This is a genomic window from Microbacterium sp., from assembly GCF_036566905.1.
Taxonomy (GTDB): domain Bacteria; phylum Actinomycetota; class Actinomycetes; order Actinomycetales; family Microbacteriaceae; genus Microbacterium.
Map to the genome: position 1 here is coordinate 1 of NZ_DATCVK010000133.1, position 26,557 is coordinate 26,557.

Below are 26,557 nucleotides of genomic sequence, written 5' to 3' on the forward strand. Positions count from 1 at the left end.
GGCAGGCGCATCGGCGGGCGGCTGAGGCGCAGTCGGCTCCGACGCGGGCTGCTGAGGCGGCTCGGGTGCGGCCGGGTTCTGCGGATCGGTCATTTCTCGCCTTTCGTTCGAGTCCCCTGACGTTATCGATCCGGAGCCGCCCGCGGCAACAAGTCAGCGCGAGTCGGCGGTCTGCTCCACGACAACGTCCTCCGGCGCCTGCTGAACCGGGATCGCGGCGGTCGCCGTCTCGAGCCCGGAGAGTCGGGCCGGCGACAGCTGCTTGGCGACCTGCTCGCGTGACATGAGCCCCGCCTCGACGACGAGGTCGGCGACGCTGTGCCCGGTGAGCAGAGCCGTCTTGGCCAGCGCCGCGGCAGCCGCGTAGCCGATGAACGGCGTGAGCGCCGTGATCACGCCGACGGACGAGCCCACCATGGCGCCGAGCCGCTCGCGGTTCGCGGTGATGCCCTCGACGCAGTTGACGCGGAGGGTGAGGATGGCCTGGCGCAGCCAGGTGATCGACTGGAAGATCGAGTGCGCGATCACCGGCTCGAACGCGTTCAGCTGCAGCTGCCCGCCCTCGACCGCCATCGTCACCGTCAGATCGGCGCCGGCGACGGCGAAAGCCACCTGGTTGACGACCTCGGGGATGACCGGGTTCACCTTGCCGGGCATGATGCTCGAACCCGCCTGGCGAGCCGGGAGGTTGATCTCGCCGAAGCCCGCCTGCGGCCCGGACGAGAGCAGCCGGAGGTCGTTGCAGATCTTGGACAGTTTGATCGCGTTGCGCTTCAGCGACGCCGAGAACGACATGAACGAGCCGGTGTCGCTCGTCGCCTCGACCAGGTCGCTCGCGGTCGCGAGGTCGAGGCCGGAGATCTCTCGAAGGTGCCGCAGCACAGCCGGAGCGTAGGAAGGGTTGGTGGTGATGCCCGTGCCGATGGCCGTCGCGCCCATGTTGATCTCGTACAGCAGGTACGCGTTCTCGGTGAGCCGCTGGTGGTCGTAGCCCAGCGTGGTCGCGAAGCCGTGGAACTCCTGGCCGAGCGTCATCGGCACGGCATCCTGCAGCTGCGTCCGGCCGACCTTCAGCACGTCGTGGAACTCCACGGCCTTGGCGAGGAACGCCCGTCGCAGCAGGTCCAGCTCTTCGAGCAGGGTCTTCAGGTCGAGGCCGAGCCCGACCTTGATCGCGGTCGGGTAGACGTCATTCGTCGACTGGCTGCGGTTGGTGTCGTCGATCGGCGACAGGAACGCGTAGTCGCCCTTGGGTCGTCCCGCCAGCTCGAGGGCGACGTTCGTGATCACCTCGTTCGCGTTCATGTTGGTCGAGGTGCCGGCACCTCCCTGAATGACGCCGACGACGAACTGGTCGTGGAACTGCCCCTCGATCACGAGCTGCGACGCACGATCGATGAGGTCGGCCTTGGCCGGATCGAGGACCCCGATCTCGCGATTCGCGCGGGCGGAGGCCTGCTTCACCATGGCGAGCGCGCGCACCAGGTCGGGATAGACCGAGATGGGCCTCTTCGAGATCGGGAAGTTCTCCAGCGCGCGGGCGGTGTGGATGCCCCAGTACGCGTCGGCGGGGATCTCCATGGATCCCAGGGAGTCGGTCTCGATGCGGGTTCGCGTCATTGCGTCCAGTGACATGTGTGTGGTGTCCTCGTGGGTCGTTCACAGCGGTGTGCCGGGATGCTTCGAGACTACTCGCGACGCCCTCGCGCCGGCCTATACGCGGCGTACAGCGAGACGGGTGGCCGCGTACACGGCGGCGGCCTCGCCGACGGCGAGCGAGCGCTCTCAGTGCTGCTTGCGCGAGAATGCCTCGAGCCGCTGCTCGGGCGTGAGGCGCGACATCCGCTCCACCCATTCCGCGGAGAAGACGTCGGCGGTGGGCGCCTCCACGACGGGGACGACGGCGTGGGTGATCGTGTCGTCGTACACGTGCACGAGGTGGAAGGACTGGCCGGCGTCCATGCCGTTCACGTCGACCGCGGCCCGCGCCAGGTTCATCGTGTAGCACGTGGCGGCGGCGACACTGACGGGGACGCCCGCGAACGTGCCGCTCGTCGAATAGTGCAGGTGGCCTGCGAGGATCGCACGCACGTCGGTGCCCGCGATCACCTCGGCGAGGCGTCCCTGGTCGCGCAGCTCGAGGATGTCGAACAGGGGCACATGCGACGGCAGCGGCGGGTGGTGCAGCGCGAGGATCGTGCCGAGCGGCGCAGGGGTCGCGAGCACAGCGCGCAGCCATTCCAGCTGTGCGGTGTCGAGATCGCCGTGGTGCCAGCCGGGCACCGTGGAGTCCAGCCCGATGAGCCGCAGGCCGCCGAGATCCCACACTCCGGTGACGGGCTCCTGCGTCGGCTCGAGCCCCAGCAGGTCGCGGCGCAGCGCGGGCCGCTCGTCGTGGTTGCCGGCCACCCACACCACGGGCGCGCCCAGGCGGTCGGCGACCGGCTCGACTGCCTCGCGCAGAGCCCGATAGGCCTCGGGCTCGCCGAGATCCGTCAGGTCGCCCGTGAACACGATCGCGTCGGGACGGACGCCCGTTGCCTCGACCGCGACGAGTGTGCGAGCGAGGTTCGCCGCGGTGTCGAAGCGTCCGCCGAGCGGCGGGTTACCCGCAAGCAGATGCGTGTCGCTGATGTGCAGCAGCGTGCGCCGCGCGGGCGGATGCTGACCGAACCGGACGGACCCGGCGGGACCCACGCGCCGGGCGGATTCGGGCGACGCACCGGCGGCGCCGGGAGCAGGCGTGGGAACCATGCGCCTCAGCCTAGGCGCTCGTGCCGACACCACTCACGCGACGCACGGCCGTTGCGGCTCAGTGGTTGAACAGGATGAGGAGCAGCCCGCCGAGGACGGCGGCGGCGCAGACGCCGAAGCAGAGGTAGGCGGCGACGAGGGCCACCCGCTTCTGGCCATCGGTGAGCGGGCTGCGCTTGGCGGCCTTCGCGGCAGCCTTCTCGGCGCGGCGCGCTTCCTTCTCGGTGATCACGGTGATGGCATCGGTGAACTCGGCGGGTGCGACGACCGGTGCCCGGCCGGCGCGCACGAGAAGCCGCAGGCCGAGCGCGTAGAAGCCGACGACGAGCACGGCCGATGTGAAGGCCGCGATGAAGACCTGCACGAACGATTCCCAGTGGATGGTCATCGCGGGCCTCCGTTCTTCGGGCCGTTCGCGGATCGCTCGGCCGCCTTCGCAGCCTTGGCCGCCTTCTTCGCGGCGGTCTGCTCCGCGATCTGGGCGGCTGCCACGCGACGCGCCTCTTCACGGGCGATGGCGCGCTGGCGGCGCGTGGGCGGCGGGTTGCGCTTGACCTTGACCGCGCGACCCGAGTCGGCGACCTCGCTCATCGCGTTCGAGGCGGTCACCTCATCGCGGCGCGAGCGCAGGAAGAGGAACGTGATGATCAGAACGGCGAGCACGGCGTCGATGATCACGCCCCAGACCGGCAGCCAGACGACGATGAGAGCGGCGACCGCGCCCACCGCACCGGCGGCGGGAAGCGTGAGGATCCAGCCCACCATGATGCGGCCGGCCGTGCGCCACCGCACCTGGGAACCCCGGCGTCCGAGGCCCGACCCGATGACCGAGCCCGACGCGACCTGGGTGGTCGACAGCGCGAAGCCGAGGGCGCTCGAAGCGAGGATCGTCGAGGCCGTCGACGCCTCGGCCGCGAAGCCCTGGGCCGGCTTGACCTCGGTCAAGCCCTTGCCGAGCGTGCGGATGATGCGCCAGCCGCCCATGTAGGTGCCGAGGGCGATCGTGATCGCGCAGGCGAAAACCACCCAGGTCTGCGGCTCGGGGTTCGAGGCGGACTGCAGGCCGGCCGTGATGAGCAGGAGCGTGATGATGCCCATGGTCTTCTGCGCGTCGTTCGTGCCGTGCGCCAGGGCGACCAGGGACGACGTGAAGATCTGCCCGAAGCGGAAGCCGTCGCGTCCGTCGGGCTTGCTGTCGTAACGCCGGGTGAGCGCGTAGGCGAGCTTCGTCGCGGTGAAGGCGATGATCCCGGCGGTGACCGGGGCGATGAACGCCGGCAGGATCACCTTCGACATCACCACGCCGAAGTTCACCGCCGTGAACCCGACGCCGACGATCGTGGCGCCGATGAGCCCGCCGAACAGCGCGTGCGAGGACGACGAGGGAAGACCCAGCAGCCACGTGAGCATGTTCCAGGTGATGGCGCCGATGAGCCCCGCCAGGATGATCTCCGGGAAGATGTCCTGCGAGATCTGGTCCTCGTTGATGATCCCGCCCGAGATGGTCTGAGCCACCTCCGTCGACAGGAACGCGCCGACCAGGTTCAGGACCGCTGCCAGCAGCACCGCGGTCTTGGGCTTGAGTGCTCCGGTGGCGATAGGCGTGGCCATCGCGTTCGCCGTGTCGTGGAAGCCGTTCGTGAAATCGAAGAACAGCGCCAGCGCGATCACCAGAACGATGATGAGGGTTGCGGTTTCCACCGTTCGCTTTCGGTGAGGAGGAGTGGAGAGATGGTGCCGACGAGATCGGCGCGACGAACGAACAGTTCACCAAGGGTTCAGGTACCGGCAACCGGCCAGGAAGAATCCTACATCGGCGATCCTGACGGTCAACTCGGAGGCGACTAGCGTGGAACGGTGACTCTCAGCGACCCCGTATCCGCACCGTCCGCCCCTGCCGCCGGCATCCGTCCTCCGGTCGCCGACAGCAGGATCACCGTCCGATCGCACCACGGCGACGAGGTCGAGGACCGCTACGAGTGGTTCCGCGAGAAGGAGGACGCGGCCGTCATCGCCCACCTCGAGGCGGAGAACGCCTACACGCAGCAGCGCACCGCCCACCTCGAGGGACTCCGCGAGCGCATCTTCGGCGAGATCAAGGGCCGCACCCTCGAGACCGATCTGTCGGTGCCGACCCGCCGCGGCGAGTGGTGGTACTACGGCCGCACCGTCGAGGGCAAGCAGTACGGCATCCAGTGCCGTGCGCCGCTCGCCTCCCCCGGCGACTGGACGCCCCCCGAGCTCTCCCCCGACATCGAGGTGCCGGGCGAGCAGGTCCTGCTCGACGGCAACATCGAGGCCGACGGGCACGAGTTCTTCTCGCTCGGCAGCTTCGAGGTCTCCAACGACGGCGCCCTGATGCTCTTCGGCGTCGATGTCGCCGGCGACGAGCGCTACACGGTGCGCGTGCGCAACCTCGTCACCGGCGAGCAGCTGCCCGACGAGATCCCCGACACCTTCGCCGGTGCGACCTTCTCCCCCGACGGCCGCTTCATCGTCTACACGACCGTGGACGACGCGTGGCGTCCCGACACCGTCTGGCTCCACGAGCTCGGCACTCCCGTCGAAGGCGACGCGAAGCTGTTCCACGAACCCGACGAGAAGTACTGGGTCGGCGCCGGATTCACGCGCAGCGACCGATTCCTCGTGATCGGCGTGGGCTCGTCGATCACGTCGGAGGAGTGGCTGCTGGATGCCGACGATCTGCGCGGCGAGCCGCGCGTCGTGTGGCCGCGCACCGAAGGCGTCGAGTACGACTCCGAGCACGCCGTCGTCGACGGCGAGGACGTGCTCTTCATCCTCCACAACGACGACGCCCTCGACTTCGAGCTGGTGCGGGTGGCGGCATCCGACCCGACCGGTGAGCGCTCGGTCGTGATCCCCCACCGCCCCGGCGAGCGCCTGCTGGGCGTGTCGACGTTCCGCGACTGGGGCGTCGTCGGCTACCGCCGTGGCGGGCTCGCGCGGCTCGGCATGCTGGACTACGCGACCGACGAGGTGAGCGAGATCGGCTTCGACGAGCCGCTGTACTCGGTGGGGACCGGCGGCAATCCGGAGTGGGCTCCCCCGCTCCTGCGCCTGGGCTACGGATCGTTCGTCACGCCCGGCACCGTGTACGACCTCGACGTCGCGACCGGCGAGCTGCACCTGCGCAAGCGCCAGCCGGTGCTCGGCGGCTACGAGCCCGACGACTACGCGCAGGCGCGCGTGTGGGCGACCGCCCAGGACGGCACCCAGATCCCCATCTCGCTGGTCTACAAGCGGTCGTTCGGCGACGCCGGCGCCGCCCTGCGTCCCGTGCACCTGTACGGCTACGGCTCGTACGAGCACTCGATCGAGCCCGGATTCTCGGTGCCCCGCCTGTCGGAGCTCGACCGCGGCGTCGTGTTCGCCGTGGCCCACGTGCGCGGCGGCGGCGAGATGGGCCGCCAGTGGTACGAGGACGGCAAGCTGCTCAACAAGCGCAACACGTTCACGGACTTCGTCGACAGCGCCCGGCACCTCATCGACCACGGCTACACGACCCCGTCGCAGCTGGTCGCCGAGGGCGGATCGGCCGGAGGGCTCCTGATGGGGGCCGTAGCGAACCTCGCGCCCGAGCTGTTCGCGGGCGTTCTCGCCGACGTGCCGTTCGTCGACGCGCTCACCACGATCCTCGACCCGTCGCTGCCCCTCACCGTGATCGAGTGGGACGAGTGGGGCGACCCGCTGCACAACGCCGACGTCTACGCCTACATGAAGTCGTACTCGCCGTACGAGAACGTGCGGACGGATGTCGCCTACCCGCGCATCCTCGCCGTCACCTCGCTCAACGACACCCGCGTGCTGTACGTCGAGCCGGCGAAGTGGGTGGCGCGGCTGCGTGAGGTCGGCGCCGATGCGCTGCTGAAGTGCGAGATGGTGGCGGGCCACGGCGGTGTGAGCGGTCGCTACAACGCCTGGCGCGAGCGCGCGTTCGAGCTCGCCTGGCTCCTCGACGTGCTCGGCGTCGCCGACGCCTGATCCACCCGGCATCGGCGACGCGCACCGAGCAGCGGAGGGCGATGCGCTGAGCGAACGGATGCCTCGGGTCGAGGCATCCGTTCGCTGTCGCTGTCGGTCGATGAGCTGAGGTTCGCCTCGGGCGGTCAACCGCCCGAAACAGGTGTTCCGGCGCACACAGGACGACGGATGCCGAATCGGCCTGTCCTCGCGAGAACACCTGTTGTCGGCACAGAGAGTCCGCTGGGCGTGGGGTTCCAGCTCGCTCTGAGTCAGCCGAAGAGGGCGGCGGCTTCCTCGTAGCGGTAGAGGGGGACGGTGTTGAGCTCGCCGAGGGCCTCGGCGAAGGGGACGCGCACGATGTCGGTGCCGCGCATGGCGACCATCTGACCCCAGGCGCCGTCCATGACGGCGTCGGCGGCGTGCAGGCCGAGGCGCGTGGCCAGCACGCGGTCGAAGCCCGACGGCGACCCGCCGCGCTGGATGTGGCCGAGCACGGTCGAGCGCGTCTCGATGCCGGTGATGCGCTCGATCTCGGGCGCGAGGACCTCGCTGATGCCGCCGAGGCGTGGGCGGTTGAACGCGTCGAGGCCCTTGTCGCTGAACGCCTCGTCCATGCCGGTGAGGGTGAAGCCCTCCGAGACGACGACGAGCGGCGCGCGTCCGCGGTCGTGGGCCTTCGTCACCTGGGCGCAGATCTCGTCGATCGACATCGGCACCTCGGGGATGCAGATCGCGTGGGCGCCGGCGGCCATGCCGGCGTGCAGGGCGATCCAACCGACGTGGCGGCCCATGACCTCGGCGACCATGCAGCGCTGGTGCGAGTCACCGGTGGTGCGCAGGCGGTCCATCGCGTCGGTGGCGATGTTGACGGCGGTGTCGAAGCCGAAGGAGTAGTCGGTCGCGCGCAGGTCGTTGTCGATCGTCTTGGGGACGCCCAGCACGTTGATGCCGTCGTTGGCGAGGCGGTTGGCCGCGGCCAGGGTGCCCTCGCCGCCGATCGCGATGATGCCGTCGATGCGGTGGCCGTACATCGTCTTCGCGATGTTCTCGGCGCCGCCGCGCGGGCCCTCGTACGGGTTGGTCCGGCTCGTGCCGAGGATCGTGCCGCCGACCTTCGACAGCCCCTTCACCTCGTGGCGGGTCAGCGGGAAGAAGTCGCCGTCGACGACACCACGCCAGCCGTCGCGGATGCCGACGAACTCGAGGTCGTAGGTCGTCGTCCCCTTGAGCACGACGCCGCGGATGACCGCGTTGAGTCCGGGGCAATCGCCGCCGCTCGTCAGGATGCCGATCTTCATAGCTGTGTTCCTCGCTGTCGGGTGAAGAGAGTCGGCGACGCTGCCTCCCCCGACATTAGTGCCGGACGCGCCGCCCTGCCACACGGACCGCCCCGGGCTGGGCCGACGGCGAAGGGCGGCGCGATTCCGCGCCGCCCTTCCCCGGTATGCGGACTACGCCGCGCCGAGCGCCTGCCGCAGCACGTGCATGAGCGCGGACAGCTGCACCGAGTCGCTCGACTGCGGGTCGACGGCCTCGCCGTCGAGCGCCCGCGCCGCGAGCCCCTGCTTGGAGTCGATCAGCTCGGCGATCTTGGTGTCGATCGTGTGCGCCGCGATGATGCGCCACGCCGTGACCGGCTCGTCCTGGCCGATGCGGTGCACGCGGTCGATGGCCTGCGTCTGCTCGGCGGCCGTCCACGACAGCTCGGCGAGCACGACGTTCGACGAGGCCTGCATGTTCACGCCGACGCCCGCCGCGGTGAGCGAGCAGACGGCGATGCCGACGTCGGGGTCGGTGTTGAACGCGTCGATCGCCTGCTGGCGGGCGACCGTCGCCTGGTCGCCTCGCAGCGACACCGTCTTGAGACCGGCCGCGGCGAAGTGCGCCTCGGCGGCGTCCATGACGTCGATGTGCTTGGCGAAGAACACGACCTTGCCGACCGAGCGCTGCAGCTGCACCGCATAGTCCGCCGCGAGCACGGCCTTGGCCTGACCGATCTTGCGCACCATCGTGAAGACGTTCTCCGAGCCGGTGCCGGCGGCCTTCGACTCCTCGAGCTCGTTCTGCGCGACCAGGCGCACGATGTCTTCGTCGATGTGGCCGGGGCCGTGGCCGCGGTCGCCTCGGGCATCGATGATGCGGCGGTAGCGCGCGGCGAGGCGCTCACCGAGTTCGCGCTCGGCCTGACGGATGGAGCGCCCGAATTCGTCGTCCAGCTGCACCGGCAGGTCGGCGATGAGCTTGTCGGGCAGGTCGGCGGCGACATCCTTCTTCTTGCGCCGGACGATCCCCATCGAGATGACGGCGTCGCGCGCCTCGGGGTAGAACGACTTGTCGGCGGGCGTCAGCCCCGTCTCATCGAGCTTCTCCATGAGCTCCGGCCCGGGCTTCTCGCCGGTGGTCCAGCCCAGGAAGCGCCAGATCGCGTCGAAGTCCTCGACGTCGTTGATGAGGGGCGTGCCGGTGAGGGCCAGCAGGAGCGGGTCGCGCACCTGCTCACGGATGCGCGTCGCGAGGGCCAGCACGTTCTGCGACCGCTGCGACGTCAGGTTCTTGATGAAGTGCGCCTCGTCGACGACCATGCCCTTCAGCCCGATCGAGCTGAGCCACGACAGGTGCCGGTCGAGGATCTCGTAGTTGACGATGAAGACGTCGGCGAACGCGTCGATGTCTTCGCCGTCGCCCTGGATCACCGTCGCGCGACGGTGCGGCGTCCAGCGCTCGACCTCGCGCGCCCAGTTCATCTTCACCACGTTGGGGACGACGGCCAGGAGCGGGTACGCGTTCGCGACGGATGCCGCAAGCACCGACTCCGCCGTCTTGCCGAGGCCAGGCTCATCGGCGAGGAGGAACGTGCGGTGCCCCGCGCGCACGGACTCGAGGAACCGCGACTGGTGCGGCATGACCTCGAGGCCCTTGGGCGACAAGCGGTCGAACTCGGGCACGGGCGGAAGCTCCATCGTGGCGCTGCCGCCACCGGCACCGGTCTCGAACGCCTTGTAGAGCGGGCCCATGAGCTCCCAGCTGTCCAGGCGGCGGCACGGCGTCTGCTTGGGGCCGCGCGCCGAGAGATCGGGCGCCAGGAACGGGTTCGCCTCGCGCCGCGCCACGACCTGCTGCGGCACGACCTGGCGCTCGACGAGCGCAGCCGGCACGACGGGCGTCGCGACCGGGGCGACGTCGGTGATGATGAGCTCGTCGGGTGCGAGCTCGGCGCCCGACTCGAGCAGCCAGTCCCGGCGCATGCGGCGCGCGACCGGCGAGGTGGCCTGGTCGACCTCGAGCAGCTGGATGAGCGAGGTGTCGCGGGCGGCGGTCTTCGCGAGGATGGTGGCGACGCCGTCGAGCCGCTTCAGCAGCTCGGCGCGCGCGGCATCCGTCAGCTCGGTGTCGCCCTTCACACGGGCGCGCTCCTCGCGCACCAGGAACGCGATGACCTGGAACTTGACGCGGTTGGTCGGGCCCAGCTTTCCGCGCTGGGCCTTGGCCTCGACCTCTCGCACCTTGCGGGCGAGGATCGGGATGATGGGGGCCTCGTCGTCACGACGTGCAGACGAGGTCTTGCGGCGACGCTGCGCCGTCTGGGCGGGTGCCGTGGTCGGCATGCTCCTCCTGAGCGTGAGTGCCGGCTCGGGACCGGCGAGGATCGGATGACACCGATGGTTCTGCGTCTCCCGCGGGCGGCGCGAACGCCGTCGCGAACGCGGGATCGGGATGTTGCGCCCACGGTCGCGGGCACTCGCTTCTGCGAGCTGCGACATCGTCTGCGGTTCTTCCCTCGTGCCATTCTACGGGACGCGGCCCGGGTCGAGGGAAGTAGGCCCGCCGAAGGGATGCAGATTCGAGATGCAGGCGCCGCGGGGTCAGCCCCAGAGCGTCGCGACCACGTCTTCGGTGTAGCCGTCGGGCGCGAAGTTGATCCACGCGGTCGTCACCACGGCGCCGTCGCCGACGTAGTGCGTCTCGCCGCGGGTGTACTCGTTGTCGTCGAGCGTCACGCCCTTCTGCTCGATCCGGCACACGGTGCCGTCGCCGAGCGCCTCGCAGCCGAAGCCGGCCGCGGGCAGCGCCGCGAGGACCGCTTCGGCCTGGTCGGCGTCGATCACGGTGACGTTCGTCGCCAGACCGTATTCGCTCGGCTGACCCCACGAGCACCGCAGCGTCGGAGCGCCGCCGTGGATGATCTCGAGAAGGTCGGCGTTCTCCGTCGACAGCATCGTGACGCCGGGGTCGTTCAGCGGCGGATTGGCCGACTGCAGGCTGGCGAGCATCGCGGCGGAGTAGATCTGCTCGCAGGAGGCCGGCAGCTCGAAGGCCGCCTGCGGCTTCTCCGTCTCGATCGGCGACACCGACGGGGCCGGGGTGGGTTCCTTCACGGTGATCGAGGGGCTGCTCGACGGCGTCGCAGCCGGCTCGGGGCGACAGCCCGCGACGACGACGGCGAGCGTGGCGAGCGCCACGCACCCGATCGCGACCCGCTTCCACCGGCTCTGCTCGCCCGTTCCCACGTCACCCGTCCTCTCGCGCCACCGGAGGGCGCCGCGATATCGACCCTAACGACGAGGACGGACGGATGCCGCCGGCCACGCCGCCCGGCCACCTGAACCGGGACGGACTCAGGGTCCGGCGTACGCGCTCTGCCACTCCGAGAGCGTGTGAGGATCGTCGGTCACGATGCCGTCGACGCCGAGTGCGGTGACGGCATCCCACTGCGTGTCGTTGTTGAGCGTGTACACGACGACGCGCGCCCCGGCCGCGTGCAGCTCGTCGACGATGCCGGGGCGCGCCAGCACCGCCTTGCGGCTGACCACCACGCCGCGCGCGCCGGACTCGGCCACGGCGCTGACGACATCGGACGGCAGATGCTTGAGGATGAGCAGCCGCGACAGCACCTCCGACTCCGTCGCGGCGAGGGCCAGCGTGCGGGCGTCGAAGCTGGCGAAGACCACTCGCCGCTCGAGGGCACGCGCGGCGACTTCGGCCACGGCCGCGTCGACGGCTGCGGCATCCCATCCGCCCTTCAGCTCGACGATCGCACGGCCGTCGGCGGCGACGAGCGCGTCGAGGAACTCGGCCAGCGTCGGAACGGGCGTTCCGGCGTAGGCGGGATCGAACCACGAGCCCGCGTCGAGCGCGCGGACGTCGGCCAGCGCCAGCGACGACAGCCGGCCGTGGCCGTCGGTGGTGCGGTCGACCGTCTTGTCGTGCATGAGCACCGGCTGGCGGTCGGCGGTGAGCGCGACGTCGACCTCGACGTAGTCGAATCCGTCGGCGAGTGCGGCGGTGATGGCGGGCAGCGTGTTCTCGGGGGCGGTGGCGGCGCCGCCGCGATGGCTGGCGATGAACGCGGCCTCGCCAGGCGTCCTCTCGTCACCCATCAGCTCGCGCGAACTGACGCGCGCGGGTGTCGCGCCGAGGACGGCGATGACGACGCTCGCGATGGCGAGCACGCACATGACGGACAGGGCGTGGATCCGATCGCGAGCGTGATCGGATGCCGCGGGGTAGGGCATCGGGCATGTCCTCCGAGGTTCGTGCACCGCGTCACCGTCGACGTGGTGCGGAACACTCTACATGCGCCGTTACTGTTTCGTTACTTAGGATTCGCGCTGGTTCGCCTCACGGCGATGACGGCGTCCCAGAGCGCCTCGGCGACGTCGCCCTTGCTCCCACGCCGCGCCGCGACGACCTCGCCCTCGGCGTCGATCACCGTGACCGCGTTGTCGGCGGCCTCGAATCCCTTCGCCCAGCCGACCTCGTTCACGGCCAGCAGGTCGGTGCCCTTGCGAGCCGCCTTGCGGCGGCCGCGGTCGAGCAGGGTCTCGCCGTCGCCCGGCGTCTCGGCGGCGAACCCGACGATCGTCTGCCCGCCGCGGCGGCGGCGGACGAGCCCGGCCAGGATGTCGTCGTTCTCGATGAGGTCGAGCGTGATCCCGCCCGCCGGCGCCGAGTCCTTGGAACGCTTGAGCGGCGACACCTCGGCCACACGGTAGTCGGCGACGGCCGCCGCCATCACGATGACGTCGGCAGCACCGGCTTCGGCCTCGACGGCGGCACCGAGCTCGGCCGCGGTTCCGGCGCGCACCACCCGCACGCGAGGGAGAGCGGATGCCGTGGCCAGCACGCCGTCGTCGACATGGGCGGCGACGAGCACCACGTCGGCGCCGCGGTCGGCGGCGGCCAGCGCGACGGCCACACCCTGGCGGCCGCTCGAGCGGTTGCCGATGTAGCGCACCGGATCGATGGGCTCGCGTGTGCCACCGGCACTCACGACGACGCGGAGCCCGTCGAGGTCGGCCGGTCGGCCGCCCGCCGCGGCGAGCGCGGCGTCGAGGATCGCCTCGGGCTCCGACATCCGTCCCGGTCCGCTGTCGCCGCCGGTCAGCTCACCGCTCTCGGGGCCGACCACGATGACCCCGCGCTCGCGCAGCGTCGCCATGTTGTGGACGGTCGAGGGGTGGCGCCACATCTCGGTGTGCATCGCCGGCGCCACGACGACCGGTGCCGTGGTGGCGAGTAGGGTCGTCCCGAGGAGGTCGTCCGCGAGCCCTGCGGTCATCTTCGCCAGGGTGTTCGCCGTCGCGGGCGCCACGATCACGAGGTCGGCCGCCTGGCCGAGCGAGACGTGACGGACCCGCGCGACGTCATCGTGGACGGAGGTCGTCACGGGGTGACGGCTGATCGCCTCCCACGTCGGCAGCCCGACGAACCGGAGGGCGTCGTCCGTGGGGACGACATGCACCTCGTGCCCGGCCTTGACCAGCAGGCGCACGAGCTGCACCGTCTTGTAGGCGGCGATGCCACCGGTGACCCCGACTACGACGAACACCCTCCGATCTTGGCACGCCCACCCGACTCCCCGGCCCACGGCCGGACGACACCCCCCGAGGAGCCCTCCGCATGTGCACCGTTGTGATCCGCGTCCCGGCGTCGGCCGACGAGCCCACACGCATGCTCGCGATCCGCGACGAGGACCCGGAACGGCCGTGGAATCCGCTCGGCCGGTGGTGGCCCGAACCTCACGACGGCGTCGTCGGGGTGCGCGACGTCCGCGCCGGCGGTGCATGGCTGGCGGCCGACCCGGTGGCGGGCCGGCTCGCGGTGCTGCTCAACCGCGCCGACGAGTCCTCGCGTCCGGAGTCCGAGCTCGTGTCACGGGGCGGCATCGTGCTGGACTCCGTCGCGGGCCGCTCACCGGCGGGCGAACCGCCGACGCACGGCTTCAACCTCGTCGAGGTCGAAGGCGCGCACGCGCGCGTCCTCACATGGGACGGCGTGGCGCTGCGCACGGTCGAACTCGCGCCCGGCACGCACATGATCGCCCACGACGACGTCGACGACAGCGCAACCCCACGCATCGGCCGGTGGCTGGGCGAGTTCCGCGCGGCCGAGCCCACCGACGAAGAACGCTGGTGGATGCCGTGGGTCGAGGTGCTCGAGCGGTCCGCCGAGCTCGCTCCCACCGACGACGGCGCCATCATCCGCGACAATCGCCCCTACGGCTACCCCACGCTGTCGCTGCTGGCGTGCGTCGCATCGGTCTCGGCGCATGACGTCGACGTCCACTACGGCGAGCTGGCACATCCCGGCGAGTGGGGCGGGCTCGCGCTCGAATAGGACTGCACCAAGGCCTCGAAGGCCCCGCCTCCCGGCTGGGAGGAGGGGCCTTCGTCGTTGTGCGGCCTGGAAGAGCGCGGTCTACACCAGGCTCTTGGTGTGCCACACCGTCTTCGTCTCGGTGAACGCGGAGATGCGGGCGAGGCTCGGGGCGGCGGCATCCGTCCCGTTCTCAGGAGGGAGCACGCGCGTGAGCGTGTCGGCGGCCGCGATCTGCAGGTCGACCCAGTCCAGGTCGCCGGCGCCGACGAGGTCGAGCGCGTGCACGTCAGGGTGGGATGCCAGCCACGGGGCGATCTCGGCGGGCGAGCCGGTCAGCACGTTGACCACTCCCCCGGGCACGTCGCTCGTCGCCAGCACCTCGGCCAGCGAGATCGCCGACAGCGGATACCGCTGCGATGCGACCACCACCACCGCGTTGCCCGTCACGAGCGCCGGCGCGATCGCCGAGACGAGACCCACGAGCGCCGTGTCCTGCGGGGCGACGACACCCACGACCCCTGTCGGCTCGGGCACCGAGATGTTGAAGTACGGTCCGGCCACGGGGTTGCCGTTGCCGGCGACCTGCGCGAACTTGTCGCACCAGCCCGCGTACCAGACCCAGCGGTCGATCGACTCGTCGACTTCAGCGGCGGCCACGGATGCCGAGACACCCGTCTGCTGCACGATCTCGTCCACGAACTGCGCGCGCCGGCCCTCGAGGATCTCGGCGACGCGGTAGACTACCTGCCCGCGGTTGTAGGCGGTCGCCCCCGACCACCCCTTGACGGCGCCGCGTGCCGAGACCACGGCATCGCGTGCGTCCTTGCGCGACGCGAGTGCCGCATTGGCGAGGAACTCGCCCTTCGGCGTCGCGACCTCGTAGGTGCGCCCGGATTCGCTGCGGGGGAAGGCTCCGCCGATGTAGAGCTTGTACGTCTTCGGCACGGTCAGTCGCTTGCTCACGCGGAGACCTCCTTCTTGGAGCGAGCGGTTTCGACTCGGGCGGTGCTGCTGAGGCTCGCCGCGCCCTTCAGGTAGGCGGCGAGGCCGTGGCGGCCGCCCTCGCGGCCGTAGCCGGACTCCTTGTAGCCGCCGAACGGCGACGACGGGTCGAACCGGTTGAAGGTGTTCGCCCACACCACGCCTGCCCGCAGGCGGTCGGCGACGGCGAGGATGCGCGAGCCCTTGTCGGTCCAGATGCCGGCCGAGAGACCGTACGGCGTGTTGTTGGCCTTCTCGATCGCCTCGGCGGGCGTGCGGAACGTCAGCACCGACAGCACCGGTCCGAAGATCTCGTCACGGGCGATGCGATGGCTGGCCTGCACGTTCGTGAAGATCGTCGGCGCGAACCAGAACCCGTTCTCGGGGATGACACAGGGCGCGCTCCAGCGCTCGGCGCCCTCGTCCTCGCCGACCCGGCTCAGCTCGCGGATGCGGTCGAGCTGCTCCCGGGAGTTGATCGCGCCGATATCGGTGTTCTTGTCGAGCGGGTCGCCGAGGCGGAGCGTCGACAGGCGCGACTTCAGGCGGTCGACGACCTCGTCGTGGATCGACTCCTGCACCAGCAGGCGGCTGCCGGCGCAGCAGACGTGCCCCTGGTTGAAGAAGATGCCGTTGACGATGCCCTCGATCGCCTGATCGATGGGGGCATCCTCGAACACGATGTTCGCGGCCTTGCCGCCGAGTTCGAGCGTGAGCTTCTTGTCGGTGCCGGCGACCGCCTTGGCGATCTCGCGTCCGACGGGGGTCGAACCGGTGAAGGCGACCTTGTTCACGTCGGGATGCCGCACCAGTGCGGCGCCGGTCGCGCCGGCACCGGTCACGATGTTCACGACGCCGGGCGGCAGGTCGGCCTGCTGCAGGATCTCCGCGAAGATGAGCGCCGAGAGCGGGGTCGTCTCGGCGGGCTTCAGGACGACGGTGTTGCCGGCGGCGAGCGCAGGGGCGAACTTCCACGCCAGCATGAGCAGCGGGAAGTTCCACGGGATGATCTGGCCGGCGACACCGAGGGATCGCGGGTCGGCGCCGAGGCCGGCGTAGTCGAGCTTGTCGGCCCACCCGGCGTAGTAGAAGAACCACGCCGCGACCAACGGCACGTCGACGTCGCGGCTCTCCTTGATCGGCTTGCCGTTGTCGAGGCTCTCGGCGACGGCGAGCTCCCGCGCGCGCTCCTGCACGAGCCGGGCGATCCGGAAGAGGTACTTGCCGCGGTCACGCCCGCTCATCTTCGACCACGTCCGGTCATAGGCGCGCCGCGCCGCAGCGACGGCGTCATCGACATCCGCGTCGCTCGCCGAGGCGATCGTGGCGATGTGCTTCTCGTCGGCGGGCGAGATCGTCGCGAACGGCTCCCCGGAGCCGGCACGGAAGTCGCCGTCGATGAACAGCCCGTATTCGGGCTTGAGGGACAGGATGGCGCGCGACTCGGGGGCGGGCGCGTATTCGAGGAAACTCATGTCTTCTTCCCGGCTCAGTCGATGGTCACGTAGTCGGCACCGGAGTAGTGGCCGGTCTTCAGCTTCTGGCGCTGCAGCAGCACGTCGTTGAGAAGGCTGGACGCCCCGTAGCGGAACAGATGCGGCTGCAGCCACTCCTCGCCCACGGTCTCGGCGACGGTGACGAGGTACTTGATGGCGTCCTTGGACGTGCGGATGCCGCCGGCCGGCTTGACGCCGACCTTCTCACCGGTCGCCCGGTGCCAGTCGCGCACGACCTCCAGCATCAGGAGCGTGACCGGCAGCGTCGCCGCGGGCTGCACCTTGCCGGTCGACGTCTTGATGAAGTCGCCGCCCGCCAGGATCGCGAGCCAGGAGGCGCGCTTGATGTTGTCGTAGGTGTTGAGCTCGCCCGTCTCGAGGATCACCTTGAGCGATGCGTAGCTGCCGTCCTCACGGCGGCACGCCTGCTTCACCCGCGCGATCTGGTCGAACACGAGACCGTAGCGCCCCGCGAGGAAGGCCCCGCGGTCGATCACCATGTCGATCTCGTCGGCGCCGTGCGCCACCGCCTCGGCGGTGTCGGCAAGCTTGATGTCGAGTGAAGCCCGGCCGCTCGGGAACGCGGTGGCGACGGCGGCGACGCTCACTCCGCCCTCGTCGGGGTCGCCGTGGGCCGAGCCGAGCGCCTCGACGGCGTACGGGACCATGTCGCCGTAGACGCAGACCGCGGCCACGCGCGGGCACGTCGGGTCGGAGGCATCCGGATTCAGAGCCTTCGCGACGAGCGAGCGCACCTTGCCGGGGGTGTCGGCGCCTTCGAGAGTCGTGAGGTCGATCAGCTCGATGATCTTGTCGAGGGCCCACGCCTTCGACGTGGTCTTGATGGAGCGCGTGCCCAGCCCGGCGGCACGCTGCTCGAGACCGACCGCGTCGACGCCGGGAAGGCCGTGCAGATATCGCCGCAGCGTCGTGTCATCGGGCTGCCCGCCGAGCAGCTCGACGGCCCGCTCGGGGAGCGTCACGATGGAGGTGCCTGACATGTGCTGACCTGGCTTTCGTCTGTGGGATGGGAGTGGGGGTGCCGCTCAGCTGCTCATCCGTCGAGCAGGTGACGTGCGGTGGACTCGTCGGTGACGAGGACCGAGCACAGTCCGGAGGCGACCACCGCAGCGGCGACCTCTCGTTTGGCTTCGCCCGCGATGACGGCGATCGCGACGTCGGCGCCGCGGAGCTCATCGAGGGAGATGCCCACCGTGCGTGCGTCCAGATCGTGGTCGACGATGCGGCCGTCCGCGCCGATGTAGCGCCCGACGACATCGCCGACGGCGCCGGCCGCGACGAGGCGGTCGATGTCGCCGGGCGTGAGATACCCGCTGTCGACATGGACGGAGCGGTGATCGGCCGCACCGGCGCTGAAGAGGTATGCGGCAGCGGAGCGCGCCGTCTCGAGAACCCGGGCCACCATGCGGTCCGCCTCGATGGCCTCCTTCGTCGCGCGGTGCTCGAGGATCGCGGGGCTGGGCAGCAGGGCCGCGGCGCCGCCGCCCTTCTGCGCGATGCTGACCGCGGTGGCCGCCGCCGTGCCCGGCCGTTGGCTCATGCTGACGCCCCCGTTGATCTGCACGACGTCGGTGCCGGACGACCAGCCGTCGCGGAGGTGGTGCGCGATGTCGGACAGCGTGCGCCCCCAGCTGACGCCGAGCACCCGGGGGCTGGGCCGCAGGGCCGTGAGATAGTCAGCCGCGGCCTGCGCCACGCGCTGCTGGAGCTCGTCCTCGTTGCGCACGCCGGCGCGCGAGATGACGACCGCTGCGACGCCGCGCTCATCGCGGAGCCGGCGCTCGAGCTGCGGGCGTCGCGCGCGCGAGTGCAGGATCTCGATGCGGACGAAGCCCTCCTCCTTGGCCTGCGTCAGGAGGCGGCCCACTTTCCACCGGGTGATCTGCAGGCTCCGGCCGATCTCCTCCTGCGTGAGGTTCTCCTCGTAGTAGAGCTCAGCGGCTCGGATCGAGAGAAGTTCGTCGACGGCGTCCACGATCCTCCCTTCGTCGTCCACTCCAGGCTGACACACGGAGGCGACCGCTGCCAACATCTGAACGAATCTTGCTCAGATGAGCAGGCAACGGTCGGGGGCGCATCGCGTGGCGGATGTCTCAGCCACCCGGTTCAGCCCGAGCCGTTGCCGCGGTGGTCGCTTTCGCCTGCCGCAGCAGCACGATCACCCCGATGCCGACGACCACGACGAAGGCGATGGACAGGGTCGTGAACGCGAACCAGTTGTTGTCGAGGGCGAGGACGATAGCCGCCGACACGACCGCGATCGCCGCGGCGATCAGCTTCGAGGCGAACTTCATCCCGATGCCCGGGGTGAGTCGGCCGGCGGGCGAGCCGCCGCGCGCGAGGATCAGGTCGGCGAACGCGTCGAGCGTCGCCAGCAGCGACGCCGAGAACGCGACCGCGCACCCGAGAGCGCCCCAGAGGTTCGGGGAGTCGGAGGCCGCTGCGTCGGCGGCCATGAGGACCAGCGCGTGCACGCCTCGATCGTAGGGCGACCGCGTACGCCGGTCTACGGGCGTTGCACGGGCGGGGGCTCGTACCCCACGATGCCGCTGATCGCGGCGACGCTGAACGAGACGACGATGACGGCGACGATCGCGCGGCGAGCGAGCGACACGGGAGTGCGCGTCCGGCCCGCCGGATCGGTCAAGTCAGCTCGTCACGCACCTTTGCGACGTCGGCGGTCATCGTCTCGATGAGCAGCTCGACCCCCTCGAACGCGACCATACCGCGGATCCTCGATACGAATTCGATCTCGACGACGTGTCCGTAGAGGTCGAGGTCCGTCTCGTCGAGCACATACGCCTCGACCTGACGCACGTCGATGTCGTCGAACGTGGGGTTGGTGCCGATGCTGATCGCGGCCGGGTAGCGCACGCTGCTGCGCGGCGCGGATGCGCCGTCCTGCGGCATCCCCTCGTCGACGAGCCAGCCGGCGTACACGCCCTCGGCGGGGACGAACCCCTCGAGGTCGGCCGCCAGGTTCGCCGTCGGGAAGCCGAGCTGGCGTCCGCGCTTGAGCCCGTGCACGACCTCGCCGCGCACGGCGTGCGGGCGCCCGAGCAGGCGCGTCGCGCCCGCGACGTCTCCGGCGTCCAGGAGCTCACGAACCCACGTCGACGACACGCGCCGCCCGGCGTCGATCGCACGCACGTCGTCGACGACGTCCACGTCGAAGCCGAACTCGGCCCCCAGCTCGCGCAGCAGTTCGGGGTTTCCGGCGCCGCCGCGTCCGAAGCGGAAGTCGGCGCCGACCATCACGATCCGCACGCCCAGTGCGCCGACCAGCACATGCTCGACGAACTCCCGGGCACCCAGGTCGGCGAGTTCGCGGTCGAACGTGAGCATCAGTGTCGCGTCCACACCCGCGTCGGCGAGGAGACGCAGCTTCTGGTCGACGCCGACCAGGCTGTCAGGGCAGAGCTCGGGGCGCAGCAGCGCGAGGGGGTTGCGGTCGAACGTGACGGCGACGACGCGCGCGCCGGAGGCTTCGGCATCCACCCGTGCCCGGTCGATGACGGCACGGTGCCCGGAGTGCACGCCGTCGAACTTGCCGATGGCGACGACGGAGGGACCGAAGCCGGCAGGCACCTCGCGGGGGTCCCGGAAGACGATCACGACGCCACCGCCGCCGGCGCCGTCGCGGGCTGCGCGACGGGACGATGCGTCGCCAGCCACCAGAGACCGAGGAACGGCAGCACGAGAGGCACGAACAGATAGCCCATCCCGTACCAGGACCAGACCGTCGGATGGGCGAACAGCTCCGGCATCACGAAGCTCAGCGTGCCGACGATCAGCACGCCGACGAGCTCGAACACGATCGCGACCCATGCCACCACGTACCACCCGCGTCGGCCGGCGAAGACCAGCGCCAGCGTGGCGACGATGTACACCAGCGCCGAGAGCGCCGAGAGCGTGTAGGCGAGCGGCGCCTCGTCGAAGCGCTCGACGATCTGCACGAAGGACCGACCGGTGGCGCCGAGGGCCATGATCGCGTAGACGATCACGAGCACGCGGCCGATGCCGGTCATGCGGGGGCGGGCGGAAGACGACATAACCAGACGAGTTTAGTTCGTGCCGCGGGCGCCGGTTCCGCCACGATGACCCGCGCCGGCATTTCGGCGCCGTGGTGTCGGCGGCCGCCGCGCCCGCGCGCGACGTCCCTCAGGCGAGCTGGACGGTCCAGATCACCTGCATGCGCCAGACCATCACCGCGATGGACAGCGCCGCGATGCCCATGATCACCGTGCTCCAGCGGCTGCGCTCGAGCAACGCCCACGCGACGGCGGCGACGGGCAGCAGCACGGCGGAGACGAGGTAGACCCAGAACTCGAGGAGGCTCCCCGACGGCGGGTTGCCTGCGAACGGCGCGACGATCGCGATGACGACCTGCGCGAGGAGCAGGAGCTCGACCAGGGCGAGAGCGCCGACCGTCCAGTCGCTCGGCCGCCGGCCGGCGAGCCCGGCGATGACGCAGAAGAGACCTGTCGCGACCGCGACGATCACCTGGGCGATCGTGAACCACAGGATCATCGGGCGCCCCCCTCGGGCATGTTCATCGCGCTCTTGACGTCGTCACCGCGACGCTCGACGACGCCGACGAGCCCGCCGTCGGGGTCGATCGCCGCCGCGGGTGTCGCGGGAAGGCGTCCGGCAGCCCCGAGCAGCCGCTTGCCGTGGCGGAGGTCGCGCGCCTCGTCGCCGGTCACCTCGAACCGGCCGAGCACCGCACCTGCTGCCGTCGCAGGGTCGACCATCGTCGCGTCGGCGAGGTCTTCGACGCCTGGCGCCCCGGCCACGTCGAACGGACCGATGCGGGTTCGCCGCAGCGACGTGAGATGCCCGCCCACGCCGAGCGCGGCACCCAGGTCACGGGCGAGCGAACGGATGTACGTGCCGCTCGAGCAGTCGACGACGACATCGACGTCGATGACGCCCGGCATCTCCGAGCCCGCGCCCGCGGCGCCGGCGTCCCCGGCCACGATGCCTGAGCCGGTCGAGAGGCGCCGCTCGGCGAGGACCTCGAACCGCGACACCGTGACCTCGCGCGCCTTGAGCTGCACGTCCTCCCCCGCGCGGGCGAGGTCGTAGGCACGGCGCCCGTCGACCTTGATCGCCGAATACGTGCTGGGGACCTGCGAGATGCGACCGGTGAGTGCGGCGATGCCCGCCCTGATGGCCGGGGAGTCGAGGGCGGCATCCGTCACAGAGACGACCTGACCCTCTGCGTCGTCGGTGTCGGTCGCGACGCCCAGACGGATCGTCGCCTCGTAGGTCTTGTCGAGGCCGACGATGAACGTGAGCAGCCGCGTCGCGCCTTCGACGCCGAGCACGAGCAGCCCGGTCGCCATGGGGTCCAGCGTGCCGGCGTGGCCGATCTTGCGTGTGCCGAGTGCACGGCGCGCTCGTGCGACGACGTCGTGCGAGGTGATGCCGCGGGGCTTGTCGACGAGCAGGATTCCGGGTGCGGCCATCAGCTGCGCCCGACGATCCGGGGGTGGGCGAGATCGACGTTGTCGACGATGACGGAAGCCGCCTCCTGGGGTCGCGCCTCACGCAGGTAGATCTCCTGCCCCTGCCGGTAGCGGGCGTTCGACGGCGCGTCCGGGTCGGGGTCGGATCCATCTCGCAACGCCATGCGCGCGTACGACACGTCGAAGGGCACGTCGAGCCAGATCGACCAGTCCCACAGGTCTCGCAGCTCCGGCCTGTGCAGGAAGACGCCGTCCACCACGAGCACCGCATCCAGAGGTGCGGTGACCCACTGCGACTCGACGGGAGCGTCGCGGACGACGTCGAAGGCCGCCAGCTGGAAGCCCGTCGTGCCCGCGGTCTGCGCGCCGTCGCGGAACGGGTCGACCAGCACGCGCCGGAAGGTCGCATAGTCGAAGGAGTCGCGATAGAAGCCCTCGGGGCTGTGGCGGCCGCGCAGGTACCGCTCGCTCCGGGGTCGGTGGAAGCCGTCGATGCCTGCTCGGAACACCGCATCGCCGGTCTCGGCGAACACCTCGGCGAGCCCGTCGGCGAACACCGTCTTGCCGGCGCCGTCCAGCCCGTCGACGGCCACGATCACGCGGCCGCCGGAGTTGCGTCGCCGGACACGGTCGCGCAGTTCACGCCACAGCGTCGTGGTCGGCGTGACGGGAAGGCGCATGGTTCCAGCCTACGGCGACGACGCCACCGGTCCCGTCGCGCGCCTACGCTGGAGCGCATGCCCGATCTCGCTCCCCCACTCGTGGAGTGGTATTCGGCGAACGCGCGCGACCTGCCGTGGCGGCGGCCGGGATTCGGGGCGTGGGGCGTGCTGGTGAGCGAGTTCATGCTGCAGCAGACGCCGGTCACGCGGGTCATCCCCCACCTGGAGGCGTGGCTCCAGCGTTGGCCGACGCCGGCGGACCTGGCGGCCGCCGCTCCCGCCGACGCGGTGCGGCAGTGGGCCAACCTGGGCTATCCGCGGCGGGCGCTGTGGCTGCATCGTGCTGCGATGGAGATCCGCGACCGTCACAGCGGAGTCGTTCCCCGTGACGTCGACGCGCTCCTCGCCCTCACCGGCATCGGCGACTACACCGCACGCGCGGTGGCCGTCTTCGCCTACGGCGACCGGCATCCCGTGGTCGACACGAACACGCGGCGCGTGCTGGCGCGCGCGATCGACGGCAGGTCGCAGCCGGGCCCGCCGTCGCGGCGCGACCTGGAGGCGATGGCGGCGATCCTCCCCCACGACCGCGACACGTCGGCCGTCGTGAACGCAGCCGCCATGGAGCTCGGCGCCACCGTCTGCGTCGCGCGGGCACCGCGCTGCGACGCGTGCCCGCTGCGCGACCGCTGCGAATGGCGGGCGGCCGGGTATCCCGACACCGGTGACGACCGGCGCAAGCAGGCGCGCTACGAAGGCAGCGACCGGCAGGCGCGCGGCGCGGTGCTGAAGTCGCTGCGGGATGCCGCCACCCACGCGGTGCCCCTGGCCGAGGTCGTTGCGGAGTGGCCGGACCCCCTCCAGCGCGACCGGGCCATCGACTCGCTCATCGCGGACGGGCTGGCCGAGGCATCCGACGGGCTGCTGCGCCTGCCGCGCTGAGGAGGGCGCCGCAACGACGAACGCCGCGACCGGCGGACCGGTCGCGGCGTGTCGATGGCGACGAGGAGTCAGTCCTCGCCATCGAGCTCCCGCGGCTTGACGTACGGGTCGGCGTCGCCGGCGTACGTCGCCGATGAGGCGAGACCCGCCACTGCGGCATCGCGCTCCTGCGCTTCGCGCAGCAGGTCGGCGATGTGCCCCGCGTTCTCGGGGATCGCGTCGGGGATGAACTCGAGCGAGGGGGTGAGACGCACGTTGAGGTGCTTGCCGACCTCCGAGCGCAGCATCCCCGTCGCGGACTTCAGCGCCGCGGCGGATCCTTCGCGCTCCTCGGGCGAGCCGAGCACCGTGTAGAACACGGAGGCGTGCTGAAGGTCGCCGGTCACCTTCACATCGGTGATGGTCACGAATCCGAGCCGCGGGTCGCGCAGGCCCTTCTCGAGCCTCTCGGCCAGGATGACGCGGATGCGGTCGCCCAGCCGGGCCTGACGTTCCGAAGACATGATGATGCTCCTTTCGAAGCGTGAGGGACGCCCTGACGATGCAGGACGCCCCTCACGCGCGCGACTTACGCGCGGGGCTTCTCGACCATCTCGGTGGTCTCGATCTCGTCGCCCACCTGGATGTCGTTGTACTTGCCGAGGCCGATACCGGCTTCGAAGTCCGTGCGAACCTCGGTGACGTCGTCCTTGAACCGGCGCAGCGACTCGATGGCCAGGCCATCGGCCAGGACCACTCCGTCGCGGATGACGCGCGCCTTGGCGTTGCGCGTGATCGTGCCCGAGCGGACGATGACACCGGCGATGTTGCCGAACTTCGAGGAGCGGAACACCTCGCGGATCTCGGCGACGCCCGACTGGACCTCTTCGTACTCCGGCTTGAGCAGGCCCTTGAGCGACTGCTCGACATCGTCGATCGCGTTGTAGATGACCGAGTAGAACCGGACATCCACACCCTCACGAGCGGCGCGCTCGCGCGCCTTCGTGTCGGGACGGACGTTGAAGCCGATGACGATCGCGTTGTCGATCGTCGCGAGGTTGATGTCGGACTCGGTGATCGCACCCACACCGCGGTGGATGATCCGCAGCTGGACGGAGTCGTCGACCTCGATCTTGAGCAGCGACTCCTCGAGTGCCTCCACAGCACCCGACACGTCACCCTTGATGATGAGGTTGAGCGACTCGACCTTGCCCTCTTCGAGAGCGCGGGTGAAGTCCTCGAGCGAGATGCGCTTGCGGGCCTTGGCCAGCTGAGCGTTGCGCTCGGCCGCTTCACGCTTCTCGGCGATCTGGCGGGCCGTGCGGTCCTCCTCGGTCACGATGAACGTGTCGCCGGCGCGCGGCACCGAGTTCAGACCCTGCACCTGCACGGGACGCGACGGGAAGGCCTCCTCGACCGGGTCGCCGTTCTCGTCGGCCATCGCGCGGACGCGGCCGTACGCCGTGCCGGCGACGATCGCATCGCCGACGCGCAGCGTTCCGGACTGGATGAGCACCGTGGCGACCGAACCGCGACCCTTGTCGAGCTTCGCTTCGATCGCGACACCGCGCGCGTCCTTGTTCGGGTTGGCCGTGAGGTCCAGACCCGCGTCCGCAGTGAGCAGCACCGCATCGAGGAGCTCCTGGATGCCGGTGCCCTGGCGAGCCGAGACGTCGACGAACATCACGTCGCCGCCGTACTCCTCGGCGACCAGGCCGTACTCGGTGAGCTGCTGACGCACCTTGGCCGGGTTGGCGTCGGGCTTGTCGACCTTGTTCACCGCGACCACGATCGGCACGTTGGCCGCCTGGGCGTGGTTGAGCGCCTCCACCGTCTGCGGCATGATGCCGTCGTCGGCGGCGACCACGAGGATCGCGAGGTCGGTCACCTGCGCACCACGGGCACGCATGGCGGTGAACGCCTCGTGACCCGGGGTGTCGATGAAGGTGATCGCGCGCTCGATGCCCTCGTGCTCGGTCCAGACCTGGTACGCACCGATGTGCTGCGTGATGCCGCCGGCCTCGCCCGCGACCACATTGGTCTGGCGGATGGCGTCGAGCAGGCGCGTCTTACCGTGGTCGACGTGACCCATGACGGTCACGACAGGAGGCCGGATCTCGAGGTCTTCCTCGTTCTCCGCCTCCAGCTCGGCCTCGAGATCGAGACCGAAGCCCTCGAGGAGCTCCTTGTCCTCGTCCTCCGGCGAGACCATCTGGATCTTGTAGCCGAGCTCGGCGCCGAGCACCTCGAAGGTGGCCTCGTCGAGCGACTCGGTCGCGGTCGCCATCTCACCCAGGTTGAACAGGATGGTGACGAGCGTGCCGGGCTGCACGGTGTACCCGCGCAGCGCCTCGAGCTTGTCCGCGAAGTCGGCGATCGATGCGCCGCGGCGCAGGCGGATGATCTCGCCGTTGCCCTTCGAGACGTTGACGCCGCCGACGACCGGCGCCGACCGCATCTCGAACTCTTGACGCTTCGCCCGACGCGACTTGCGCTGCTTCGACTTGCCGCCGCCCTTGCCGAAGGCGCCCGCGGTGCCACCGCCGGGGCCACGGCCGCGACCGCCACCACCGCCGGGACGACCGGCGAAACCGCCCGCGGGCGCTCCACCGGGAGCGCCGCCAGGACGCTGGAAGCCACCGCCACCGGCGCCACCGGGACGACCGGC

25 protein-coding genes are annotated in these 26,557 nt (G+C 70.5%); 3 read left to right on the forward strand and 22 right to left on the reverse strand.

The window, feature by feature from the left end; translation table 11 throughout:
- Window positions 1-153: 153 nt before the first annotated feature.
- From VIP82_RS10320 to VIP82_RS10335, 4 genes are all read right to left on the reverse strand, one after another.
- A complete protein-coding gene (locus tag VIP82_RS10320; protein ID WP_331908231.1) occupies window positions 154-1,635 on the reverse strand; it encodes an aspartate ammonia-lyase in 1,482 nt (493 codons plus the stop codon).
- A gap of 150 nt (window positions 1,636-1,785) precedes the next feature.
- Entirely contained in the window at window positions 1,786-2,754 is a 969-nt protein-coding gene (locus VIP82_RS10325; protein ID WP_414684654.1) for a phosphodiesterase, read from the reverse strand.
- Window positions 2,755-2,812: 58 nt separating this feature from the next.
- On the reverse strand, window positions 2,813-3,142 hold the full coding sequence (locus VIP82_RS10330; protein WP_331908233.1) for a peptidase: 330 nt from the start codon (window positions 3,140-3,142) through the stop codon (window positions 2,813-2,815).
- The gene (locus VIP82_RS10335; protein ID WP_331908235.1) at window positions 3,139-4,455 is read right to left on the reverse strand and encodes an inorganic phosphate transporter; all 1,317 of its coding nucleotides are present in this window, start codon (window positions 4,453-4,455) and stop codon (window positions 3,139-3,141) included. The genes VIP82_RS10330 and VIP82_RS10335 overlap by 4 nt, the downstream gene beginning before the upstream one ends.
- Before the next feature lie 156 nt (window positions 4,456-4,611).
- Here VIP82_RS10335 and VIP82_RS10340 point away from each other — a divergent pair, with 156 nt between their 5' ends.
- Window positions 4,612-6,756: a S9 family peptidase gene (locus VIP82_RS10340; protein ID WP_331908237.1), complete on the forward strand. Its 2,145-nt coding sequence runs from the start codon at window positions 4,612-4,614 to the stop codon at window positions 6,754-6,756.
- 251 nt (window positions 6,757-7,007) lie between these two features.
- Here the strand turns inward: VIP82_RS10340 and VIP82_RS10345 are convergent, their stop codons facing one another.
- From VIP82_RS10345 to coaBC, 5 genes are all read right to left on the reverse strand, one after another.
- Window positions 7,008-8,036: an ATP-dependent 6-phosphofructokinase gene (locus tag VIP82_RS10345; protein ID WP_331908238.1), complete on the reverse strand. Its 1,029-nt coding sequence runs from the start codon at window positions 8,034-8,036 to the stop codon at window positions 7,008-7,010.
- A gap of 153 nt (window positions 8,037-8,189) precedes the next feature.
- Window positions 8,190-10,343, reverse strand: coding sequence for a DEAD/DEAH box helicase (locus tag VIP82_RS10350; RefSeq protein WP_331908240.1), 2,154 nt, complete (start codon window positions 10,341-10,343; stop codon window positions 8,190-8,192).
- A 258-nt stretch (window positions 10,344-10,601) separates the two neighbouring features.
- A complete protein-coding gene (locus VIP82_RS10355) occupies window positions 10,602-11,246 on the reverse strand; it encodes a hypothetical protein (RefSeq protein WP_331908242.1) in 645 nt (214 codons plus the stop codon).
- A 108-nt stretch (window positions 11,247-11,354) separates the two neighbouring features.
- On the reverse strand, window positions 11,355-12,251 hold the full coding sequence (locus VIP82_RS10360; protein WP_331908244.1) for a glycerophosphodiester phosphodiesterase: 897 nt from the start codon (window positions 12,249-12,251) through the stop codon (window positions 11,355-11,357).
- A gap of 80 nt (window positions 12,252-12,331) precedes the next feature.
- Complete coding sequence (coaBC, locus tag VIP82_RS10365) at window positions 12,332-13,567, reverse strand: bifunctional phosphopantothenoylcysteine decarboxylase/phosphopantothenate--cysteine ligase CoaBC (protein WP_331908246.1); 1,236 nt, start codon at window positions 13,565-13,567, stop codon at window positions 12,332-12,334.
- Between the two features lie 71 nt (window positions 13,568-13,638).
- On the opposite strand from coaBC, the gene VIP82_RS10370 reads away from it, so the two are divergent.
- Window positions 13,639-14,355 carry an NRDE family protein gene (locus VIP82_RS10370; RefSeq protein ID WP_331908248.1) on the forward strand — a complete coding sequence of 239 codons (717 nt, stop codon included), beginning with the start codon at window positions 13,639-13,641 and terminating at the stop codon, window positions 14,353-14,355.
- Between the two features lie 81 nt (window positions 14,356-14,436).
- Here the strand turns inward: VIP82_RS10370 and VIP82_RS10375 are convergent, their stop codons facing one another.
- The 11 genes from VIP82_RS10375 to VIP82_RS10425 form a co-directional block, all read right to left on the reverse strand.
- Window positions 14,437-15,300, reverse strand: a complete 864-nt coding sequence (locus tag VIP82_RS10375) for an aldehyde dehydrogenase family protein (protein WP_331908250.1) — start codon at window positions 15,298-15,300, stop codon at window positions 14,437-14,439.
- Window positions 15,297-16,793 carry an aldehyde dehydrogenase family protein gene (locus VIP82_RS10380; protein WP_331908252.1) on the reverse strand — a complete coding sequence of 499 codons (1,497 nt, stop codon included), beginning with the start codon at window positions 16,791-16,793 and terminating at the stop codon, window positions 15,297-15,299. The genes VIP82_RS10375 and VIP82_RS10380 overlap by 4 nt, the downstream gene beginning before the upstream one ends.
- 14 nt (window positions 16,794-16,807) lie before the next feature.
- Complete coding sequence (gene deoC, locus VIP82_RS10385) at window positions 16,808-17,815, reverse strand: deoxyribose-phosphate aldolase (protein ID WP_331908254.1); 1,008 nt, start codon at window positions 17,813-17,815, stop codon at window positions 16,808-16,810.
- 53 nt (window positions 17,816-17,868) lie between these two features.
- Window positions 17,869-18,810 carry a sugar-binding transcriptional regulator gene (locus tag VIP82_RS10390; RefSeq protein WP_331908256.1) on the reverse strand — a complete coding sequence of 314 codons (942 nt, stop codon included), beginning with the start codon at window positions 18,808-18,810 and terminating at the stop codon, window positions 17,869-17,871.
- 118 nt (window positions 18,811-18,928) lie between these two features.
- Window positions 18,929-19,309 carry a hypothetical protein gene (locus VIP82_RS10395; RefSeq protein ID WP_331908258.1) on the reverse strand — a complete coding sequence of 127 codons (381 nt, stop codon included), beginning with the start codon at window positions 19,307-19,309 and terminating at the stop codon, window positions 18,929-18,931.
- A 32-nt stretch (window positions 19,310-19,341) separates the two neighbouring features.
- Window positions 19,342-19,482: a hypothetical protein gene (locus VIP82_RS10400; RefSeq protein WP_331908260.1), complete on the reverse strand. Its 141-nt coding sequence runs from the start codon at window positions 19,480-19,482 to the stop codon at window positions 19,342-19,344.
- Entirely contained in the window at window positions 19,479-20,450 is a 972-nt protein-coding gene (locus VIP82_RS10405) for a bifunctional riboflavin kinase/FAD synthetase (protein ID WP_331908262.1), read from the reverse strand. Before VIP82_RS10405 ends, VIP82_RS10400 begins: the two co-directional genes overlap by 4 nt.
- Window positions 20,447-20,887 (reverse strand): hypothetical protein, encoded by a 441-nt coding sequence (locus VIP82_RS10410; RefSeq protein WP_331908264.1) that lies wholly within the window; start codon window positions 20,885-20,887, stop codon window positions 20,447-20,449. The genes VIP82_RS10405 and VIP82_RS10410 overlap by 4 nt, the downstream gene beginning before the upstream one ends.
- A gap of 109 nt (window positions 20,888-20,996) precedes the next feature.
- A complete protein-coding gene (locus tag VIP82_RS10415) occupies window positions 20,997-21,365 on the reverse strand; it encodes a hypothetical protein (RefSeq protein ID WP_331908266.1) in 369 nt (122 codons plus the stop codon).
- A complete protein-coding gene (truB, locus tag VIP82_RS10420) occupies window positions 21,362-22,306 on the reverse strand; it encodes a tRNA pseudouridine(55) synthase TruB (protein ID WP_331908268.1) in 945 nt (314 codons plus the stop codon). The genes VIP82_RS10415 and truB overlap by 4 nt, the downstream gene beginning before the upstream one ends.
- Window positions 22,306-22,986, reverse strand: a complete 681-nt coding sequence (locus tag VIP82_RS10425) for a nucleoside/nucleotide kinase family protein (protein WP_331908270.1) — start codon at window positions 22,984-22,986, stop codon at window positions 22,306-22,308. The genes truB and VIP82_RS10425 overlap by 1 nt, the downstream gene beginning before the upstream one ends.
- A gap of 57 nt (window positions 22,987-23,043) precedes the next feature.
- On the opposite strand from VIP82_RS10425, the gene VIP82_RS10430 reads away from it, so the two are divergent.
- Window positions 23,044-23,910 (forward strand): iron-sulfur binding domain-containing protein, encoded by an 867-nt coding sequence (locus VIP82_RS10430; RefSeq protein WP_331908272.1) that lies wholly within the window; start codon window positions 23,044-23,046, stop codon window positions 23,908-23,910.
- A 68-nt stretch (window positions 23,911-23,978) separates the two neighbouring features.
- Here VIP82_RS10430 and rbfA read toward each other — a convergent pair whose 3' ends face one another.
- Both rbfA and infB read right to left on the reverse strand, forming a co-directional pair.
- Window positions 23,979-24,413, reverse strand: coding sequence for a 30S ribosome-binding factor RbfA (gene rbfA / locus VIP82_RS10435; protein WP_308869717.1), 435 nt, complete (start codon window positions 24,411-24,413; stop codon window positions 23,979-23,981).
- Between the two features lie 65 nt (window positions 24,414-24,478).
- A partial coding sequence (gene infB / locus VIP82_RS10440) for a translation initiation factor IF-2 (protein ID WP_331908274.1) occupies window positions 24,479-26,557 on the reverse strand: 2,079 nt, incomplete at its 5' end.

Coding starts and splice junctions, on each gene's coding strand:
- VIP82_RS10320 (WP_331908231.1), bottom strand. CDS start 1,635: ATGTCACTGGACGCAATGACGCGAACCCGCATCGAGACCGACTCCCTG.
- VIP82_RS10325 (WP_414684654.1), bottom strand. CDS start 2,754: ATGGTTCCCACGCCTGCTCCCGGCGCCGCCGGTGCGTCGCCCGAATCC.
- VIP82_RS10330 (WP_331908233.1), bottom strand. CDS start 3,142: ATGACCATCCACTGGGAATCGTTCGTGCAGGTCTTCATCGCGGCCTTC.
- VIP82_RS10345 (WP_331908238.1), bottom strand. CDS start 8,036: ATGAAGATCGGCATCCTGACGAGCGGCGGCGATTGCCCCGGACTCAAC.
- VIP82_RS10350 (WP_331908240.1), bottom strand. CDS start 10,343: ATGCCGACCACGGCACCCGCCCAGACGGCGCAGCGTCGCCGCAAGACC.
- VIP82_RS10360 (WP_331908244.1), bottom strand. CDS start 12,251: ATGCCCTACCCCGCGGCATCCGATCACGCTCGCGATCGGATCCACGCC.
- VIP82_RS10370 (WP_331908248.1), top strand. CDS start 13,639: ATGTGCACCGTTGTGATCCGCGTCCCGGCGTCGGCCGACGAGCCCACA.
- VIP82_RS10380 (WP_331908252.1), bottom strand. CDS start 16,793: ATGAGTTTCCTCGAATACGCGCCCGCCCCCGAGTCGCGCGCCATCCTG.
- deoC (WP_331908254.1), bottom strand. CDS start 17,815: ATGTCAGGCACCTCCATCGTGACGCTCCCCGAGCGGGCCGTCGAGCTG.
- VIP82_RS10410 (WP_331908264.1), bottom strand. CDS start 20,887: ATGTCGTCTTCCGCCCGCCCCCGCATGACCGGCATCGGCCGCGTGCTC.
- VIP82_RS10415 (WP_331908266.1), bottom strand. CDS start 21,365: ATGATCCTGTGGTTCACGATCGCCCAGGTGATCGTCGCGGTCGCGACA.
- truB (WP_331908268.1), bottom strand. CDS start 22,306: ATGGCCGCACCCGGAATCCTGCTCGTCGACAAGCCCCGCGGCATCACC.
- VIP82_RS10425 (WP_331908270.1), bottom strand. CDS start 22,986: ATGCGCCTTCCCGTCACGCCGACCACGACGCTGTGGCGTGAACTGCGC.
- VIP82_RS10430 (WP_331908272.1), top strand. CDS start 23,044: ATGCCCGATCTCGCTCCCCCACTCGTGGAGTGGTATTCGGCGAACGCG.
- rbfA (WP_308869717.1), bottom strand. CDS start 24,413: ATGTCTTCGGAACGTCAGGCCCGGCTGGGCGACCGCATCCGCGTCATC.